Origin of the sequence: Actinokineospora iranica (assembly GCF_900101685.1) — a bacterium.
In the GTDB taxonomy this organism is placed as follows: domain Bacteria; phylum Actinomycetota; class Actinomycetes; order Mycobacteriales; family Pseudonocardiaceae; genus Actinokineospora; species Actinokineospora iranica.
In genome coordinates, this window is the sequence record NZ_FMZZ01000014.1 from 115,144 (window position 1) to 133,198 (window position 18,055).

20 protein-coding genes and 1 pseudogene are annotated in these 18,055 nt (G+C 68.9%); 11 read left to right on the plus strand and 10 right to left on the minus strand.

The genetic code is table 11. The features are described from left to right. Nucleotides 1-6 precede the first annotated feature (6 nt). On the plus strand, nt 7-399 hold the full coding sequence (locus BLS56_RS24390) for a DUF3224 domain-containing protein (protein WP_091455331.1): 393 nt from the start codon (nt 7-9) through the stop codon (nt 397-399). 296 nt (nt 400-695) lie between these two features. Here the strand turns inward: BLS56_RS24390 and BLS56_RS24395 are convergent, their stop codons facing one another. Continuing rightward, the gene (locus BLS56_RS24395; protein WP_091455333.1) at nt 696-1,253 is read right to left on the minus strand and encodes an NUDIX hydrolase; all 558 of its coding nucleotides are present in this window, start codon (nt 1,251-1,253) and stop codon (nt 696-698) included. Nucleotides 1,254-1,256: 3 nt separating this feature from the next. Further along, nucleotides 1,257-2,576, minus strand: coding sequence for a helix-turn-helix domain-containing protein (locus BLS56_RS24400; protein ID WP_091455335.1), 1,320 nt, complete (start codon nt 2,574-2,576; stop codon nt 1,257-1,259). A gap of 47 nt (nt 2,577-2,623) precedes the next feature. Here BLS56_RS24400 and BLS56_RS31745 point away from each other — a divergent pair, with 47 nt between their 5' ends. The 4 genes from BLS56_RS31745 (at nt 2,624) to BLS56_RS24410 (ending at nt 4,722) form a co-directional block, all read left to right on the plus strand. Continuing rightward, a complete protein-coding gene (locus tag BLS56_RS31745) occupies nt 2,624-2,818 on the plus strand; it encodes a hypothetical protein (RefSeq protein WP_175483024.1) in 195 nt (64 codons plus the stop codon). A 287-nt stretch (nt 2,819-3,105) separates the two neighbouring features. Continuing rightward, nucleotides 3,106-3,783: a Crp/Fnr family transcriptional regulator gene (locus tag BLS56_RS24405; protein WP_091455427.1), complete on the plus strand. Its 678-nt coding sequence runs from the start codon at nt 3,106-3,108 to the stop codon at nt 3,781-3,783. Nucleotides 3,784-3,827: 44 nt separating this feature from the next. Then, entirely contained in the window at nt 3,828-3,974 is a 147-nt protein-coding gene (locus BLS56_RS31750) for a hypothetical protein (protein ID WP_175483025.1), read from the plus strand. A gap of 220 nt (nt 3,975-4,194) precedes the next feature. After that, entirely contained in the window at nt 4,195-4,722 is a 528-nt protein-coding gene (locus BLS56_RS24410; protein ID WP_139190961.1) for a VanZ family protein, read from the plus strand. A gap of 85 nt (nt 4,723-4,807) precedes the next feature. Here BLS56_RS24410 and BLS56_RS30905 read toward each other — a convergent pair whose 3' ends face one another. From BLS56_RS30905 to BLS56_RS24435, 5 genes and pseudogenes are all read right to left on the minus strand, one after another. After that, nucleotides 4,808-5,410 (minus strand): hypothetical protein, encoded by a 603-nt coding sequence (locus BLS56_RS30905; RefSeq protein ID WP_139190962.1) that lies wholly within the window; start codon nt 5,408-5,410, stop codon nt 4,808-4,810. 264 nt (nt 5,411-5,674) lie between these two features. Next, nucleotides 5,675-6,791, minus strand: a pseudogene (locus BLS56_RS24420) (IS110 family RNA-guided transposase); the annotation flags it as partial. A gap of 660 nt (nt 6,792-7,451) precedes the next feature. After that, on the minus strand, nt 7,452-8,441 hold the full coding sequence (locus BLS56_RS24425) for a hypothetical protein (protein ID WP_139190963.1): 990 nt from the start codon (nt 8,439-8,441) through the stop codon (nt 7,452-7,454). Between the two features lie 158 nt (nt 8,442-8,599). Further along, a complete protein-coding gene (locus BLS56_RS24430) occupies nt 8,600-9,376 on the minus strand; it encodes an SMP-30/gluconolactonase/LRE family protein (RefSeq protein ID WP_139190964.1) in 777 nt (258 codons plus the stop codon). A gap of 254 nt (nt 9,377-9,630) precedes the next feature. After that, complete coding sequence (locus tag BLS56_RS24435; RefSeq protein ID WP_091455430.1) at nt 9,631-10,044, minus strand: HIT family protein; 414 nt, start codon at nt 10,042-10,044, stop codon at nt 9,631-9,633. 53 nt (nt 10,045-10,097) lie between these two features. Here BLS56_RS24435 and BLS56_RS24440 point away from each other — a divergent pair, with 53 nt between their 5' ends. From BLS56_RS24440 to BLS56_RS24450, 3 genes are all read left to right on the plus strand, one after another. Further along, a complete protein-coding gene (locus BLS56_RS24440) occupies nt 10,098-10,718 on the plus strand; it encodes a TetR/AcrR family transcriptional regulator (protein ID WP_175483026.1) in 621 nt (206 codons plus the stop codon). 381 nt (nt 10,719-11,099) lie between these two features. Beyond that, nucleotides 11,100-11,522 (plus strand): hypothetical protein, encoded by a 423-nt coding sequence (locus BLS56_RS24445; protein ID WP_139190965.1) that lies wholly within the window; start codon nt 11,100-11,102, stop codon nt 11,520-11,522. A 77-nt stretch (nt 11,523-11,599) separates the two neighbouring features. Then, entirely contained in the window at nt 11,600-12,691 is a 1,092-nt protein-coding gene (locus tag BLS56_RS24450; RefSeq protein WP_091455346.1) for an MBL fold metallo-hydrolase, read from the plus strand. A 1-nt stretch (nt 12,692) separates the two neighbouring features. Here BLS56_RS24450 and BLS56_RS24455 read toward each other — a convergent pair whose 3' ends face one another. Then, nucleotides 12,693-13,709: a hypothetical protein gene (locus BLS56_RS24455; protein ID WP_091455347.1), complete on the minus strand. Its 1,017-nt coding sequence runs from the start codon at nt 13,707-13,709 to the stop codon at nt 12,693-12,695. 43 nt (nt 13,710-13,752) lie between these two features. Here BLS56_RS24455 and BLS56_RS24460 point away from each other — a divergent pair, with 43 nt between their 5' ends. Next, complete coding sequence (locus BLS56_RS24460) at nt 13,753-14,274, plus strand: GNAT family N-acetyltransferase (protein WP_091455349.1); 522 nt, start codon at nt 13,753-13,755, stop codon at nt 14,272-14,274. Here BLS56_RS24460 and BLS56_RS24465 read toward each other — a convergent pair. Next, the gene (locus BLS56_RS24465) at nt 14,252-14,752 is read right to left on the minus strand and encodes a hypothetical protein (protein WP_139190967.1); all 501 of its coding nucleotides are present in this window, start codon (nt 14,750-14,752) and stop codon (nt 14,252-14,254) included. The two genes, BLS56_RS24460 and BLS56_RS24465, sit on opposite strands and share 23 nt — an antisense overlap. Here BLS56_RS24465 and BLS56_RS24470 point away from each other — a divergent pair. Next, entirely contained in the window at nt 14,729-16,240 is a 1,512-nt protein-coding gene (locus BLS56_RS24470) for a hypothetical protein (protein ID WP_091455352.1), read from the plus strand. The two genes, BLS56_RS24465 and BLS56_RS24470, sit on opposite strands and share 24 nt — an antisense overlap. On the opposite strand, the gene BLS56_RS24475 is transcribed toward BLS56_RS24470, so the two are convergent. Then, a complete protein-coding gene (locus BLS56_RS24475) occupies nt 16,194-17,009 on the minus strand; it encodes a DUF3592 domain-containing protein (RefSeq protein ID WP_139190968.1) in 816 nt (271 codons plus the stop codon). The genes BLS56_RS24470 and BLS56_RS24475 overlap by 47 nt on opposite strands. A 325-nt stretch (nt 17,010-17,334) precedes the next feature. Between BLS56_RS24475 and BLS56_RS24480 the strand changes: the two genes are divergently transcribed. Beyond that, the gene (locus BLS56_RS24480; RefSeq protein WP_091455355.1) at nt 17,335-18,027 is read left to right on the plus strand and encodes a histidine phosphatase family protein; all 693 of its coding nucleotides are present in this window, start codon (nt 17,335-17,337) and stop codon (nt 18,025-18,027) included. The last annotated feature ends 28 nt before the right edge of the window (nt 18,028-18,055 follow it).

Here is an 18,055-nt window from a genome sequence, read left to right on the forward strand (position 1 = left end):
AATCTGATGACCAACGCCACTGGAAAGTTCACCACCACGAGCTGGGAGGAAGCCCCGTACGACCAGGCTGACGATGCTCCGGTTATCGCCAAGGCCGACGTCCGCAACACCTTCGAGGGCGACATCGTCGGTGCTGGAACGCTGACCTACTTGCTGGCTTACCCGAAGGACTACGCCAGCTTCGTCGGCATCCAGCGCGTCACCGGGGCGCTTGGGGGCAAGACCGGGCAGTTCATCCTGCAGACCGAGGGCGTCGTGGACGGCGGACCGCCGTCTTCGACGTGGTTCGTGGTTCCCGGCTCGGCGACTGGTGAGCTGGTTGGGCTGCGGGGGAAGGGGACTGTGGTCGCCCTCGACGCCACTACTGCCGAGTACACATTGGACTATCATTTCGCCTGATTGCTTGCTCTGAGGCCACCTTCGGTGTTCCGGAGGTGGCCTCGGGGGCGCTTTCGTGGGTTTTCTCTATGGGGTGGGTCGCGTCCTTTCGCCATCATTGTGAATAACCCCAAGGGGGTCTTTGTGTGCTCCTTGGTCCGCCCATCGAGCACCTGGCAGGGCCGGGTGCGGCTTTGTCTTGTTTCGCTGTGTGGTGATTGATCTGAGGGTTGTGGGTATGTGAACAGCGATCCCGATCTCTGGGTCGAGTCGTTTCGGTGCTGCGTCCTGCCGGTTTTGGCGTCCGCGTTGGCTGATCAGGGGCAGGCCAGGACGAACATCAGGCCGAGTTGCGTTCCGGCGCCGATGATCTCGCCGTTGGCGATCATGGCACGGATCTTGGACAGGGGCACCCATTCGACTCTGGCGGCCTCGTTGCTATCCGGGGGCGCGCCGGTGTCCTCGGCGCCTTCGGCGACATAGATCAGGTTCTCGAAATCGGCGGTCCCTGCCAGGGGCTGGAAGCTGGTGAGAAGGCGGATGGAGCGGGGGCGCCAGCCGGTTTCCTCCTCGATTTCGCGGGCCGCGGTGTGGGCCGGGTCTTCGTCCGGATCGACGTAGCCGCCAGGTAGTTCCCAGGTCCAACGGTCCATGATGAAGCGATGGCGGTATATCAGCAGGACGTGATCGCGATTGTCGTTGAGCACTACGGTCATGCTGGCCTTGGGTATGCGCAGAACATACTGCTCAAATCGCACGCCGTCGGGCAATTCGACATGCGCGATCGCCAACTCGATCCGGCGGGTGTTGTCAACCAGACGTTCCTCGTGGATACGCCAGGTTGCGAGCCGTTGGTTCAGCTCTTCGCCGCTCATGGTTCAGGCGTTCTTGTCGCGTAGGCCCTCCAGGCGTTTCCAGGCCCAGACCGCGATGGACAGGGCGCCTTCTTCCTCCGCGTCGGCGGCCAGGATGCGCAATTGGGTTCTGGCCGTCTCGTTTTCTTCGGCTTCTTCCGCTGCCAATGCGAGGGTGCGGCGGGAGCGCAGGAGTTCATAGCCTGCCACTTCGCCGCGGGCTAGGACTTCCTGGCAGATTCGCATGGCTTCGCGGGGGTTGCCGGAAGCCAGTTCGTAGCGGGCTTCCAGGCTGTCCACTTCGTCGCGGTCGGTGGACATGCTCAGGGTGCGTTGGGCGCTGCGGGCGTCGGCGATCAGCTTTTTCACCTCGGCCAGGTCGCCGCCGCAGTCGAGTTGGATGGAGGCGGCTGCGCGGCAGAAGCGCAGCCAATCCTGGACGGGCATCGAGCCGTTGAGGGAGTCCCGGGCGCGTTCCAGGTGGGCCAGGGCGTCCTCGCGCCTGCCCGCGCGGCCGAGGGCGACGGCCGCGGTCCAGTAGGCGCGGCCGGAGGTGGCGGGACTGTCGAGGGTGGCGGCCGCGGCGAGCATCGGGTCGATCAGCTCGATCGCCAGCGGGGACTCGTCCAGGTCGCAGAGCACCGAGATCTGCACTGCGTACAGGCGCACCTCCTCGGCGGTGCCCGCGAGCGGGCTGGTGACCAGGGCGTGCTGGGTCTCGCTGAGCAGGGTCCTGGCGCGGCTCATCTCGCCGACGGCGCGGCAGGCGGTGGCCAGGTCGATGTTGATCGACAGCAGGATGGTCTCCAGGCCCGCGGTCTCGGCGACCTTGGCGAGTTCGTCCAGGACCGTGAGCCGGTGCCGGTGCTCGTTGGTCATGCCGAGGATGCGCTGCAGCGACATCCCGCTCTCGATGATCGCGGTGGGCTCGCCGAACTGGCGGGCCCGGTCGAAGGAGTCTTCCGCGTGCCTGCGGGCGTCGACCAGGTCGCCGGAAGCGAAGGCCGACTGGGTCAAGATCCGGGTCATGAGTTGACCGGAGTCATGCTCACTGGTCCGAACAGTCGACGGGGCTTCCTCCTCCGGCCAGCTGTCGCCCGCCAAATCGCGGGCGCGCACACCGAGCACCTTCGCGAGTTGGTGAACAACCTCCAATGTCGGTACACGGTTACCCGCTTCCAACAGGGAGACATAACTGGCGCTGATGGTTCCGCCGGACACGAGGTCGCGCTGGGACATCCCGCGGCTCAACCGAAGACTCTTCAGTCGTTGACCGAATTCGGGCTGGCTGACCTTACCCGCCCGGACAGGATTTGACAATTGTTGACTCCTGTGCTGACTCATGATTTCCTCTAGTCACTGACTCAAGTCAACAAGCTTCGGAGGGAATCATGAAGACGACCGCCACCGCCGTGTTGACCGCCGCGCTGGCCCTCACCGGGATCGGTCTGTGTCATGCGGACCCCTCTGGCAGTGGACGTTTAGAGTTCAACTCTACCTCAACGCAGGTAGAACTCACCGGTAGCGACAGAAACGTTCCAGCATCCGGTGCGTGCGCGAAGACGCTTGACTGGCCCTGGATCTGATGCCCGACGCAGGCCTCGGCCATGACTTTTGTAAGATCGTCTTCCTTGACACGGGCCTCCTGGGTCCGGTCGATGGCCGACACGAGCACAAGGCGGGTCTCCCCAGGGCGTGCGGGCACTAGCCCGACGTTACTGCTGTCGACCCAGAGGGTGTCCGTTTGGCCTGATCAGCGTTGTGACCCGCGATTCTTCGCCAGCGCCGATCGGACGGATGCCGACAGCTTGTCAACACGCAGGTCGCCGATCAGTCAAGGGCAGGCCGCGTACCGAGGGGGTAAACCATGTCCATGACCTTGGCTCCGTTATCCGGCATCACGTTCGGGGAGCGGCTGGAGAGTGTGATCACCGGGCAGGCGCTCGCCGCGCCGTCGGTCCGGATCGACAAGAACGCGAACGTCTACAACTGCGGCTACCGCAGCGACCACGTCTACCTGGTCCGCGCGGGCCGCATCAAGACCGTCATGTACTCCAAGGGCGGCAAGGAATGCCTGCTGTCCATCCACCCGGCCGGCGACCTGTTCGGCGAGTTGTGCGTGCTCGGCGGCCCGCGCGCGGAAACCGCCATCGCCATGGTGCCCAGCGTGCTGCAGTCCATGGCCATGGACGTCTTCCACGCCGCGCTGCGCCGCGAGGGCCTGGTCGAGGACTTCGTCCGGCACATGGCCATGCGCCTGGCCGAGCAACAGCAGGTCATCAGCGACCTGGTCACCGTCGACAGCGAGCAGCGGCTGGGGTCGACGCTGCTCAGCCTCGGCCGCAAACTCGGCAAGCGCGAGGCAAGCACCTTGCGCATCGACGAGAAGATCACCCAAGAGGAACTGGCGGGCATGGTCGGCACGACCCGGTCCCGCGTGGGGCATTTCCTCAAGCGCTTTCGCGAGGCGGGCATCGTGGAGGTTCGCCAGGGCTGCTTCCTGCGCATCGATGAGCAGCGCCTGATGGCCTACCTCGATGCCCGAATCTGAGCGCACGGGGTTTCCGGAATGGGCATGTCGTCGGTGCTGACGGCGTGCCCGTTCCGTTGTTGATCATGACCTGCGGCGCCATGCGCATCGACGGTCGAGCGGAAGCAGCCTTCGGCGTCTACGTGCTCAAGGATGGCAAACTCTGGCGCATCTTCGGCGCTGTAGAAGGCGGTGCCGTCGCCTTCTGGTAAGCCCCAGCATCACAATGGCCGCCGGGCTCCCACCCGGCGGCCGTCCCGTTTCTGACGAAGTGTGTCCGGGCTCCCGAGACACGCCCGGACCGGTGACGAGGGTCGAACAGCCGGTAGTGAGACAGTTACTCCATGGCGATGTGCTGGGGCAGCGCCAACGGTGACAAGGGGGCGTCGGGTGGAGCAGTTGTTGAGGTCGTTCGGGGACTTGATTCCCGTGATGTCGGTCGGAGTGCTCTTGGCGGCGCTCACGACCTGGGTGCTGGTGGTGCTGCGCAAACGTCGGTGGGGTTTGGCGGAGGCGCTGCGGCGGTCGGTGCTGGACGCTCTGCTGGTATGCGCGGCGCTGCCCGTGCTGTACCTGGTGCTGGTGCCGATCGTCGGGATGGACGGGACTCCAGTGAGCCTGGTGCCGGGTGCGGACCTGCTGCATGTCATTGACGAGGCGCGGCTGTGGCAGCTGCTGGGGAACCTGCTGCTGCTCGCGCCCTTGGGCGCCTTGGCCCCGCTGCGGTGGTCGCACTTGCGGTCCATGGCCCGAGTCGCGATCACTGCGGCAGGCGTGGCCGTGTCGATTGAGGCCGCTCAGTGGCTGCTGGACGTGGGTCGTGTGGTCTCCACTGACGACGCCTTGGTCAACACCGCAGGTGCGATCCTTGGTGCGACAATGACCCGCTTGTGGTGGGTTCGCGCCCGAGATCGGCAGAACAGTTCCATCGCCGAGCACGCCGAGGCTGGCCGCGACTGAGCGGCGCCGGAAACACGGCTGCGGCCGGGGACACCGAGTGGCGCCCCCGGCCGTGCCGTTCATCTTGGGGCTACCCGGATGTCAATCAGGGGTAGGTGACGTTGCCGCTGAACTTTCTCTTCGGCTGCGCTCCACCGTAGTTGGTGGTAAGGACGAAATAGAAGGTATCGTTGCGTACATTGTCGACCTGCAGCGTGCCGCCCTCCGTGCACGACACAGTCCTGCTGCCCATCAGGTCGTCGCCCGGAAAGTCCTGGGCGAACAGGCGTATGGTGATCTGCTCAGGGCCGATGCCGGACTGATTCTTGCAGTTCTCGCCCCTTCCCAGGTTGATCCTGTGTGTGCCGGAGTGCGGAGTGGAGTACTCGCGCGACTGCAGTCGCGTGTCCACCTCGGCGGTGAAATCGAAAGCGCCGAGGACTCCAAACTTTCCGTTGGGAAGGAAAATTATCTGCGAGGTGTCTCGCCAAGCGAACGTTCCATCCGCCGAAGTGACGGACTTCCATCCACTGCCTATCCCTGGCTGGTTAGCGTCGGCCGTTGCGGATGCAGTGGGCAGCCCCAGCGCTAGGACGCTGGCACAGCCGACTATGGCAGTTTTTATCGGAAACAAAATGACTCCCCAGTCAAGTTGCACGTGAATCGCACGCGCAGCACTATCCGAACATAATGACTGGCCGAATGGCATCTACCGAAGCGGCATGAGCGCCCTCACGCAAGACCACCCTAACGCCGGGCTAGAGTTACTCGCCGCAACCATGATCGTGCCGATTAGCGCGGATGGAGCAGAGCTCACCCAAGAGGAACTGGCGGGCCTGGTCGGCAAGACCCGGTCCCTTTGTTGATTTTTACGGCCATTTGGCCTAGTACTTTCGTCGGAATGCGGGCAGCACCGGAAAATCTGCGGCGTGGGGGGTGTCCTTATGTGGTTGTCAAGCCGCTGCGGGCGTGGTGGCTGGTTCGGGTGTCGGTAGTGGGTCTTGTTGCGGAGCATGGCGAACGGGACGTCGCAGCGGCGGCGGGCGAGGCAGATGAGGGCGGCGTTGTGTTTCTTGCCTTCTGCTCTTTTTCTGTCGTAGTAGGCCCTGCTGACTGGGTCGGCCAGGGCGGCGAACGCGGCGAGGAAGAACGCGCGTTTGAGTTTGCGGTTGCCTGTGCGGGCGGGGTGTTCGCCCTTGATGCTGGTGCCGGGAGCGGCGGGTGACCGGGGCGATGCAGGCGTGGGCGGCCAGGTGGGCGGCGCCTGCGAAGTTGGAGGCGTCGCCGATCTCGAGCAGGATGCGGGCGGCGGTCCCGACCCCGATGCCGGGCATCGATGTCAGGACCCCGGCAAGAGGGTGCGCATCAAGGATCTCCTTGACCTCGGTGGCGACCTGTTTGAGTTGCTGGAGGACGTTTTTCAGGCTGTCGGCCAGTCGGGGAAGCACGGTGTCGGCCGGGGCGGTGGCCGTCTGCTCGCCCAGCGCGGTGAGGATGGCGGTGATGAGCGTGTCGCCCATGCGGGGCGCGTGCGCGGTGGCGATCGAGGCGAGCTTGCGGCGGCAGGCTTTGGCGATGCCGGTCGGGCCGCCGCAGCGGGAGAGAATCTCCAGCCGCCGGGTGGCTGATCTTCGGGCCGATCGCGCGTTCCAGGGCCAGGTGGATGCCGGTGAGCAGCCCCCGGATCCGGTTGGACAACCTTGTGGGCTCGCAGGCCAGGTCGTCGTCGAACCCGACCAGCACGTCCAACTCGGCAGGCGCCTCGTCGCCGACACCGATCGGGCGCAGAGTGTGCGGCAGGGACCGGGCTGCGTCGGCGAGGACGAACGTGTCCCGGGCGTCAATCTTCGCCCGGCCCGGGTAGAGGTCGGCGATGCCTGCGACGCCCCGATCGCGGCCGGTTGATCGACCACCACCAGCATCGGCCCATGCGCGGCGAGCTTGTCGAACAACGCTCGCAGCTGGGGCTCGCTGTTGGGCAGCGCACCGTCGTGCAGCCGTTTCCCCGCCGGGTCCAGGCCCACCACGTGATGCTCGCCCTTGCCCACATCCAGGCCGAGAACACCCCGAAACCGCTGCTCATCCACCATCCCGTTCACTAGCCACGGGTGGCCGCCAGTCGAGCGTCGAGCGCAGGCACCCACGCCTGCGACGAGACCTACCCGAAGGCGGCCGTGTCCCTATTCAGCGGTCCCTCGACACCCACCAGACCCGGTGACACCACCCCCCGGATCATGGGTTCGACTGGGGGCCGTCAGTCATGCCGGACCCGGCGACCACAACTCCCTTGATCAGGAGCAACGAAAAAGGCAACGGGGGTCCCTGGCGGGCTTCGTTTGCCATTGCCGCGGGTGAGCGGGGACCATGGCGGGTGCGAGCGGTGAACCGGGCCGAGCAGGGTCGGCTACGGACGCCGTCCGTCTCACCGTCGTACGCGGGCGGCGGAGACGGCTGGGCTCCGGGGTCGAGCAGGGCGACACCGGGGCCTCGTCTTGCTCTGTGCGTGGTGGCTCGATTTCCTGCTGTGGCCGGCCTGGGTGTTGTGGGCTCGATGGGGTGGATGCCCAACCGCCCCGACCACGCCCACAACGGCCCCTATTTCAGCCCTTCCGCCGCCCCCACAGCCCAACAACAAACCCCGCCCACCCTGGGGGCCGAGCCCCGATCCATCCTATCGCCGCAGGTCAGCGCGGGGAAGAGGGCGCGGCTCGCCTGTGGATAACTCGCGATCATGGTGTCTGGGGCGGGGGTCAGCGGGCGGAGGAAGTGTCCTCTGGCTCATCGAAATCGTCGTCCAGGTCGCCGTGGTCTCGGTTGCCGCGTGGCCATAGGGGCTGGTCGGCGGCGTCCTTTCCGTCCGGGCGGGGCAGTTGGCGCCTGCTCTCGTCTCCCTGGCCGTCCAGGCGGGGCCAGTTGACCGCGCTGAGGGCGGGGCGGTCGGCGGTGTCGAGGCGTTCGGCGTATTGGGGGGCTATTTCGGACTTGGTGACGGCCGCGGACAGGCGGGCGAAGGTGGGGATCAGGTCGGCGGCTTCGCGGACCTGTTCGGGGTGGCGGGCCAGCCACCACACGACCGCGGTGCCGGGGTCGACCAGGACCTCGTCGGCGAGGTACGCGCGGGTGCGCTGTTCCAGTTCCTGCTCGTGGTGGCGGACCTGCTTTTCCTTGCGCAGCTCGGTCAGCCGTTCCAGCCGTCGGGCGTCTTCCTCCGGGACGGTCAGGGCGACCTGTTCGGCCCAGGCCACGATCTGGCCGGAGCGGTCGGGGAGCATGGCGCCGAGTTCCGCGGCCAGGCGGGTCTGGACGGCGGCGGTGTCGGTGGGGGAGCCGCCGACTGTCACGTGCCGGGCGCGTTCCAGGATGGAGTGCACGGCCAGGCCGCGGAGGTTCCCGTGCTGCGGCACGCCGCCGGTCGGGGTCCAGCAGACGGTGCAGGACAGGATGAACCGGTAGTACGGCTCCGCGCTGTCGACGGGGATCGCGGGCACGTGGTGCTCCGCGTGCGGCGGCGGCTCGGCATTCGGCTGCTTTCGCTGTCGCATTGCCTCGGCGCGCAGCTCTTTTTGCTCACGGCGGAACAAAATCTGTTTGACGATCATCGCGCCCAGGGCCAAAGACAGCACCAGGACCGCGATCGTCATCCAGTCCGCCCAGTCAAGTGCGAAGCCCAGCACCACGGGCAACACCGCGGCAGCGCCCAGGACGACGGCGGGCGCGCGCCAACGCGCAGCATTTTCCACATCTAGGTGGGTACCTGGTGCGGCCCGAAAGTAGTAGACCGCGCAACTCGATTCGCTCGAACATACGAATCACGCTGGAGCGCCGAGCGATCACTCTGGGCCATTCAGGGGGTTGCGAATACCGCCATTTCGCCGCGTGCGCGATGTGGTGATCGTCACTACCATGTCACAGCCTTGGGGAGGGTCGTCGCGCAGCGGACCGAGGGCCGCCCGCGCACCCCGGGAGCGCACTCGTGCACCGCGCCCTCGGCTGTGGCGATCAGCAGTGTGCCGCCGACGAAGCAGCAGCCGACGGGGGTCGCCGACGGCAGGCGCACCACCGCGTGCGCCCCGCCCTCGGCGTCGACCCGCCACACGCCGTCGGGAGTGGCCGCCCACACGCGGCCCTCGTCGTCCACCGCGACCCCGCGCGTCCGCGCCGCCAGCAGCACCCGCTGCGGCCCCAGGGTCCCGTTCACGAGGTCGAAGTCGTGCGCGACGAGCCCGTCAGGGCAGGCGCGGTAAACGGTGGCCGTGTCGGGGCTCCAGGCGGCGTCGAACGTCTGGGCCCCAGGCGTTTCGGCCACCGCGCCGCTGAGGTCGACGCGCCGGAACCCGCCCGCGTCCAGCCACAGCCTGCCCGCGGGGTCGCTCCAGAGTCCGGTCGCCGCTGGCAGGGCCAGCGGGGTGGTCCGGCCGTCGCGGCGCAGGTGGACGGGATCGCCGCCGACGATCCACCCCGCCCCGGTCGGCGCCGCGGCGTGCGCGATCCCGTCGACGCCGAGCGTCGCGACATGCCGGAAACGCCCAGAATCCAGCCGTCCCAGGCGAACCAGCCCGGCGCTGGCGTCCACCCAGGACAGTTCGGAGCCGGTCCAGACCAGTCCGCCGACGCGCTCGCCCACGATTTCCGCGCACACGGCGGCGTCGAGTTCGCGCGGTTTGATCGACGCCATCCGCCCTCCAAGTGGTTCGACCATCGTCCGAACTCCAGGCCGCAGACCGTCGGTCCGGTGGGCAGGACTCTTCCCCTCTCGGTTCGTCGGCAAGGCGCCGCCCGATGTTTCGCCTTTACCGTGACAAGTCCGATTGCCGCAGGTGCCACAGGCAGCACCGTAGGGCCGCCGCCCGGCACTTTCGACCGGTAGTCACTCGATTTGTCGAAAAGCGGTCTCCCGCCCGGATTCTGGCGGTATCGTTCTTTGTTTCGTCAGAGCGCGGCCCGGATGCGCTCGGCGTAGGCCTCGGCGGGGTGCTCGTCGTCGTAGGGGTGGCGGGGGCCGAGCCAGAAGCGCAGGCCGTCCTTCTTCCGCCGCGGGATCACGTGCAGGTGCAGGTGCGGCACCGACTGGCTGATCACGTTGTTGATCAAGATCATCGACCCGTCCGCGCCGAGGCCGTCCTCGACGGCCCGCTGCAACCGTTGGGCGAGGGCGAAGAACGGGCCGACGTCGTCGGCGGGAAGATCGCTCAGCACGGTGTGGTGCGTGCGCGGGACCAGCAGGACGTGGCCGTGGAACAGCGGGCGGTGGTCCAGGAAGGCCAGGGTGCGCGCGTCGGCGTGGACGACCGTGGCCGGGACCTCGCCGGCGAGGATGCGACAAAACGCGCATGTTTGCGACATGGGTTCCTCCACCTGGCCCAGGGGGCCGAATCGACGTGGGCACAATGGTGCACGTGACCGTTCCAGACACGCCCTACCAGGTTCGGCGGGCGCCGACCCAGTATCGGGCCAGCCGTCAGATCGAACGCATCCTGGACGCGGCCGCGCGGGTGGTCGCCGAGAAAGGGTTCTCGGCGGCGACGACGGCCGACATCGCGAAGGCGGCCACGGTGTCGATCGGGTCGGTTTATCGCTACTTTCCCGACAAGATCGCGGTGACCAAGGCCGTCGCGGAGCGCAACGCGCTGCGGTTCCAGGCGCGGGTGCAGGAGGCGGTTGGCGAGATCGCGCCCGAGGAGTGGCGGGCCGCGGTGGAACTCGCCTACTCCGTCTATGTCGACATGTGCCGCAACGACGACGGGTTCCGCGCGATCAGCGGCGCGGGCCTCGCGGCGGGGGAGTTGGAGGAGCACGGCCAGTTCGACGACCCGCTGGCCTCCGCCTTCTCGGACCTGCTCGTGGGCAGATTCGGGTTCGCCGACACGCCCGCGCTGCGCGCCACCCTCCTGCAGTGCGTCACGGTCGGGGACGTGTTGACCCGCCTGGCGTTCCGGCTCGTCCCGCTCGGGCACGAGGACACCCTCGACCAGACCCGCCGGATCATCGTCGACCTGGTCGCCGCGCACGCGCCGTGAATCCGGGCCTGCTGTCGAAAATTCGCTAGCGGTTTTCCGGCACACCAGTGGGATGTGGCTCCAAAGCGTCCCTTGGGGACGATCGTCCCCGCTTGATCCGCGCCGGTCAGGGCCGGAGGCTCCGGGCGAGCCGCCTGCCCTTCGGCGTTTCGCCGGATGACACAAATCGGAACTTCCGCCTGCCCGGCTCGCCGAAGTCACCCGCGTGGGTTGTCCCATTGGTGTCACTAACTACAAAATCTCCCCATGCGGCATTCGGGTGATGTACACAGTCGTTAACGAGCACACTGTGTCATCAAGTGGCTAATTGCGGCGACAATGACACCGGCCAATCGGGTGATGACGATGAGCCAGCCCTGCGAGACGTCACAATCGGCTGAGTTGAGCGATGTGGACGACCTGCTCCGCGCCGTGGTCGCGGACGGCTTCACCGTGTACCTCTGCGGTGGCGCCGACCGGCCGGAGGCCATTGTGGCGACCTATGCCTGGGAGCAGCACGTCGACTACGTCGTGATCAAAGACGCGCACGATGTCACCGCCGCCCGGTCAAGACACCGCGGCGACTGGGACGTCTTCACCGCCGCCACCGTCGTCTGGTCCTACCAGGGCCACGCGCGGTGGGCGCTGCGCGCGATCCTCGACCTGCCGCCCCCCGAGCACCCGGACGCGCCCCGCGCCGAATACCCCGCGCCCGCGAGCCTGCGCGTCGACCCGGCGCACCTCGCCGAGATCGCCGTGCGCGTGCCTCGGCCGGGCCTGGTGGCCCGTCGGGCGATGCGACTGCGGATGGCCGCCTGGAAGTAGCGCGGTCCGAGGCGGATACTCCCGTCCGGACTCGGGAAACAGGGCGGCCAGCCGATCTCGGTGGCAGGATCGATCGCATGAGACGTTCCCTGGCCGCCATCGGCCTGGCCGCCGCGGCGGCGTGGGCAGTCCGCGAAGTGCCCGCCGCGGTCGGCGGCAAGGCGCGCGGCGACCGCGCCGAGCGGATCAGCCGGTCGCCGCAGTTCCACGACGGCGCGTTCCGCAACCGCGCCAAGGCGCGCCCGGTTCCGCCCGGGGCGATGCGCGACATCCTGCGCGAGATGCTTTTCGGCGGCGTGGCCCGCAAACCGTCCGCACCGGTCCCGCTGGTGCCGCCCGGCCCGCCCGCCGACCGCGCCGAGGGCCTGCGGATCACCTGGCACGGCCACGCCACCACGCTGGTGGAGATCGACGGCGCCCGCGTCCTGTTCGACCCGGTCTGGAGCAAGCGGGTGTCGCCGTCGCGCCGGATCGGGCCGCGCAGGCTGCACAAACCGCCGGTTCCGCTGGCCGACCTGCCCCGCGTCGACGCCGTGGTGATCTCCCACGACCACTACGACCACCTGGACATGGCCACGATCCGCGCGCTGGCAGACGCCCAAGAGACCGTGTTCGTCGTCCCGCTCGGCGTCGGCGCGCACCTGGAGCGGTGGAAGGTGCCGGGGGCGCGGATCGTGGAATTGGACTGGTCGCAGGAGACCGAGGTGGCGGGCGTCCGGCTGGTCGCGACACCAGCGCAGCACTTCTCCGGCCGGACGCTCACCCGCGACGACACCCTGTGGGCGTCCTGGGTCGTGGCCGGTCCCACCCGCAAAGTGTTCTACACCGGCGACTCCGGGTACTTCGACGGCTACGCGCGCATCGGAGCCGAGCACGGCCCGTTCGACGCGGCGCTGGTCCAGATCGGCGCGTACAGCGACGCGTGGCCCGACATCCACATGACCCCGGAAGAGGGCGTCGCCGCGCACATCGACGTGCGCGGCGGGCTGCTGATCCCGGTCCACTGGGCCACTTTCACCCTCGCCGTGCACTCCTGGACCGACCCTGTGGACCGGGTGTGGGCCGAGGCGAAGGCCCGCGAGGTGCCGCTCGCGGTTCCCCGCCCCGGCGAGTGCGTCGACGTGGACAACCCGCCCCCGGTCGACCCGTGGTGGCAGACCCTGGCGTGACCTAATCCAGCCCCAGTCCTAATCGGACTCGCGCCACCGCGAACGCGTTCTCACCCGCGTAGTCCCACGGCAGACTCGACGGCCGGTTCCCCACCCGCGCGAGATGCCACCGGGCGCGGTCCGGCTCCCCGGCCTCCACCATGGCCCAGCCGAACAGGTTGTGCGCCTCCTTCGCGAACGGGCCGGACGGCTCCACGGCCCGCCACTTCTCCTCGGCCGCGACCAGTTCCGCGCGCAACTCGGGCACGAAGTAGCGCACGTTGAGCCGCACATACGACCAGGTGCTGCCCTCGGCGATGAACCGGTCGCCCTCCTTGAGCAGGTACTCGGCGTGCGCGATCGGCAGCATCGCCACCAGCGGGCTCCCCGGCGCCGCCTTGGCCACGGTGTCGCGGGCGAAGGAGAACATGTCCTCGTGCGAGCCGCCCCACTTGAGCGTGAGGTTCTGCAACCGGGCGGCGTGCGCCGGGTACGAGGTGGCGCCCCGCTGGATCGCCTCCACCCACACCAGATCGCGCTGGGTGCGGTCCAGGCGCATCCCGCGCGCGTACCGCTGCAACTCCACCCACGGCGTCGGGTCGCCCGGAGCGAGCCGGGCCGCGGCCATCAGCGGGTCGCGGGCCTCGCGCAGGCGGGCGAAGAACAGCCGGAACCGGTCGTCGCCCACCGTCCGCGCCCACCCGCCGCCCCGGATCTCCCACGCCTCCGCGACGAGCGTGCACCCCAGCCACAGCAGGATGTCCGCCCCGTCGGCAGGGCTCAGGTCCTCGGTGACCAACCCCTTGATCTCCGTCGACTGCCCCACCGCGGCCACGGCCAGCGCCCGAACCCGTTGCGCGCGCAACTCGTGGTCGTCGCGGCACTCGCCCAACAGCGCCAGCGCGGCCTTGCGGTGCCCCTCCCGCACCGCGTCCACCCCCGCGTCGAGGGCGACGTCATCCCAACACCGGTCGAGCACCAGATGCTCGGCGAGCGCGGCGGCCTCGGTCTTGGCCCTCTTCCGGCCGAACAGTCCCATATCGGCCACAATATCCACTGTCGCCGCCCGGTTAGGCTAGGTCGTGCTCACGTTCCGCCTCGCGACCCTCGCCGACGTCCCCGCGCTGGTCTCTTTGGTCGAATCCGCCTACCGAGGCGAAACCAGCCGAGCGGGCTGGACCAGCGAAGCCCACCTGCTCGACGGCAGGCGCACCGACGCCTCGGCGGTGACCGAGGTGATCACCAGCCCCAACAGCGCCCTGCTGGTCGCCGAACGCGGCGGCGCCATCGTCGCCTGCGCTCAAGTCGCCGACCGGGACGGCAGCGGCTACTTCGGCATGTTCGCCGTCACCCCTACTCTCCAGGGCGACGGCATCGGCAGCCAGATGCTCGCCGAGGTGGAACGCATCGTCGCGCGGGAATGGGGTTTGCCGGAACTCACCATGCGGGTGCTGACGGGCCGGGACGAACTGGTCGCCTGGTACCTCCGCCGAGGCTACCGCCACACCGGTGAGACAATCCCTTTCCCTTACGCCTCCAGCCCCTTCGGCACCCCCCGCCGCGCCGACCTGGCCTTCGTGGTCATGGCGAAGTCGTTGCGCTGACTTCCTCGTGCCGTCGGAAGAGCGACAGCGGGCTGGTTCCGGTGTCGCTGGACACCATGTGCTCGCCGTCCGGCGTTCGGAAGCGGAGTTCCGCGACGTCCTGATCGGCGAGGAACGCTCCCTCCACCGGGAAGTGAGAATCGTTGCGGATTCGGCGCGCGAGTGCGCCTGCCACGTACTCCGCGACGCTGTTCGGCGTTCCGGTTCCCACTCCACCGAGTTCTTTCCCCAGCAACGCGCCGATGCGATAACTTCGCTCAAGGGCGCAGGCGAGCTGGTAGGCCGACAGGAACGGCCTGCCAAAGGGATGTCCGTCGGTCCGGGGGACAGCGCCCAGCACCGCCACCACTTTGTCGGTCAGCTTGTGGTCATCCCGGATGGTCATGCCGGATGCGTCGCGCGAGTGGGGACGTCCGTTGCGCGAAGTGTCGGATGCGCAGGCGAGAATGGGTCGGTGACCACCGCCATCCTCGATCACATCGTCGCCCACCTCGACCCGAGTGGGTGCGGGCTGCTGCCCGGTGGGGACGAGTTGCCCGACGAGGTGCGGCGGGACGGGCGGGTGCGGTGGGCGTCTGGGGCGCGGGACGGGGCGCAGGGGCGGCACGCGGGCGGGGGTGACGCGGCCGGGGTGTTGCCCGAGTTGGTCACGGCGGCGGCGACCGGTGCGGCGGCCGACTACGACCGGCTCTACGCGGCGTTGTGCATGACTGAGGTGTTGGCCGGGTTGGACGACGTGTTGCGCGGGTTGCGGGCGGCGCCCGTCGACGGGGTGCGGGCGTTGGGGGTGCGGCTGGTCACCGAGGGGCGGCACCGGGAGCCGGTCAAGTTCGGGATCGGCCTGCTGGGGCTCGGCGCGGGCGCGGCGGAGCGCGACCTGCTGCTGCGGATCGGCAGGCACGAGGAGTTCACCATGTTCTCCGCGGCCGCGATCCTCACCAGCCACCCCGATCCCGAGCCGGTGCTGCTCGACCTCGCCCGGGGCGTGCAGGGGTGGGGGCGGATCTGCGTGGTCGAGCGGTTCGGCATGGACGCGGGGCCGCGCGTGCGGGACTGGTTGCTGCGCGGCGGTTTCCGCAACTCGGTGATGGACGAGTACCTGGCCCACAAAGCGGCCACCGTCGGCCGCCTCGCCGACGCGCTGGCCGACGACGGCATCGATGACGAACTGCTGGCGGGCGCCTGCGACATCATCTGCGCGCTCATCGACGGCGGCCCAGCCGAGGGCATCGACGACTACGCCGACGCGCCGCTGGCCGTGCGGCTGCTCCTGGGACACCTGGAGCGGCGCGCGCACAGCCTGCGGCACTTCGTGATCACCGCCCGTGTCGAGGAGTTCCTGTCCGGCCCGGGGTGGGAACGCCGCTACCGCACCGGCTGGGACCTCGCCCGGCACGAGGTGATGGTCCGCCGCTGCCGCGACCTGATGGCCGAGCCGCACTGGCGCGAACTGGCCGAACGCGGCCTCACCGCCCCCGACGACCGCACCTTCCACGACGCCCGCTACGCCGCGCGCGTCCTCGGCGTCGACCCGTTCCCCGCCACTCTTGCCCGCGCCCGCGCCACCGCCGACGGCGCGGAGTGGTTCAGCCTCATGGCCGACGCCACCGAGGACCGCCTCCCCGACATCCTGACCCTGGCCCGCGACGTGCTGCCCTTGGCGGACCTGGCGACCGGCCCCGAACCGGCGTACACGATCCTCGACACCATCGTCACCCGCCTGCGCGACTTCCCCGGCCACGGCGTCGAACTCGTCCTCGCCGCCCTGCGCTGCCCGGTGGCCCGCAACCGCATCATGGCGGTGAAAACCCTCACCGGCTGGGGGCCGGAATCCTGGCGGCCCGAGGTTCAAACGGCGCTGCGCCAAGCGGTCGCCGAGGAACCGGACCCCGGTTTGCGCGAGAGCATGGCCCAGTTGCTCACCCACGGACTGTCCGAGCCGCGGCGAGAACCGGACCACGGGTGAACACCAGCGTCACGCGTCGGCCGTGGCCGCCGACCAAGACCTCTCCGGTGCGGAACTCCGGGGGAATCCCGCGGACGACCGGGTAGGTGGTGACCACGGTCATGGCGCTCCCCGACGGCTCGGCGGACGGGTTCGCGGGGAAGTGGATGCGGTGGAGCCGCTTGCCGTGGGCCTCGACCTGGGCGCGGCGCCAGCCGTGCACGCGCACGGCACGGGCGCGGCGGCCCCACCTGACGAGGCCGATCAGCCCTGGGGGCAGCAGCATCGGCCACAGCGCGAAGGCGACCACGACCAGGAGAGTGGGCAGGGACGGATCGTTGGACACCCCAGGGGCGGCGATGTTCTCCGGATCGTGGCGGTCGTAGAACACCGTGATCCGGTCGCCCACCGCCAGCACCGGACCGCTGTCGTCCAGGTTCATCGTGCGGTCGCGCTCCACGCCCCCGACGGCGAAGCGCACGTCGATCGTGTTACCCGAACCGCGGGCGCTCTGGCTCACGCCAACCACCACGCCAGGCGTGGCAACGCCGTTCGCGAGCAGTTCTTCGGCTCTGTCCACCAACAGGTTCGCCCCCACGACGAACGCGGTGAACAGCAGCAGACCGAGCAGGGTCAGCACCCGGCCGCGACGACGCAGGCGCCGCACAGCCTCCGTCGCCACCGATTCCGACACGGAGTGCTCACCGGGCCCAGTCAGATCATCCTGGCCGTGCACGGCTACCTCGAAGAACCGCAACCGCCGCACGTCTTCGATCCCGGCTTCGCGCACAGCCACCCCCATTCGGCCTGGTGAGGGCGGACGGCGGCCCTCAGCGCAGGGTCAGTTGCCGCGCTTGGCCTCGTGGCGGAAGGCGGTGACCTCGGAGAGTGCCTGCTTGAGCATGTGATCCGCAAGGCGCGGCGTACTCATCGCGGCCTGTGCGGGCCGAGACCGCCGAACAGGACGCGCGGTCGTGGCAGCGGGCGATGGCTCGGGCGGCTCGATGCTGGGCGCGGGCTTGGTCGGTGGGGGTGGGTGTTCCGATGGATATCGTCCGAGCGGCATTTCGAATTCTCGGTTGACGAGTGGCCTATCCGGCGGGTCTTCTGGGGCTGTGTCGACACCCGAGTACCGTCAGCCCCGTTATGTTCCGCCGCCGGGCTCCACCGAGCTGCTGCTGATCCGCCACGGCGAGTCCGCCCCGGCCCGGCCGGACACCCCGTTCTCGCTGGTCGACGGCCAGGGGGACCCCGAACTCGCGCCGGAGGGCAGGCACCAGGCCGAGCGGATCGCCGCTCGGCTGGCCAGCCAGCACATCGACGCCATCTACGTCACCAACCTGCGCCGCACCGTCGAGACCGCCGCGCCGCTGGCCCGGGCGGTCGACCTGAAGCCCCTGGTCGAGGTCGATCTGCGGGAGGTGCACCTCGGGCAGTGGGAAGGCGGGGTGTTCCGGCGGAAGGTCGCCGAGGGAGACCCGGTGGTGGTGCGGATGCACCAGGAGCAGCGCTGGGACGTCATCCCGGGCGCCGAGGACGCGGAGAAGTTCGCGAAGCGGGTTCGCGCGGGGGTCGAGCGGTTGGCGGCGGCGCACCCGGGGCAGCGGCTCGCGGTGTTCACCCATGGCGGGGTCATCGCCCAGGTGCTCGCGTTGGCCAGTGGCTCTACGCCGTTCGCGTTTCTGGGGGCGGACAACGGGTCGCTGTCGCAGGTCGTGGTGCACGGGCTGATGTGGCAGGTGCGCCGCTTCAACGACACCGCTCACCTGGACCAGACGTTGACGCTCACCAGCGCGCCGTTGACCTGACCGCTCGGACCGGGTGTGCTCCGCGCGC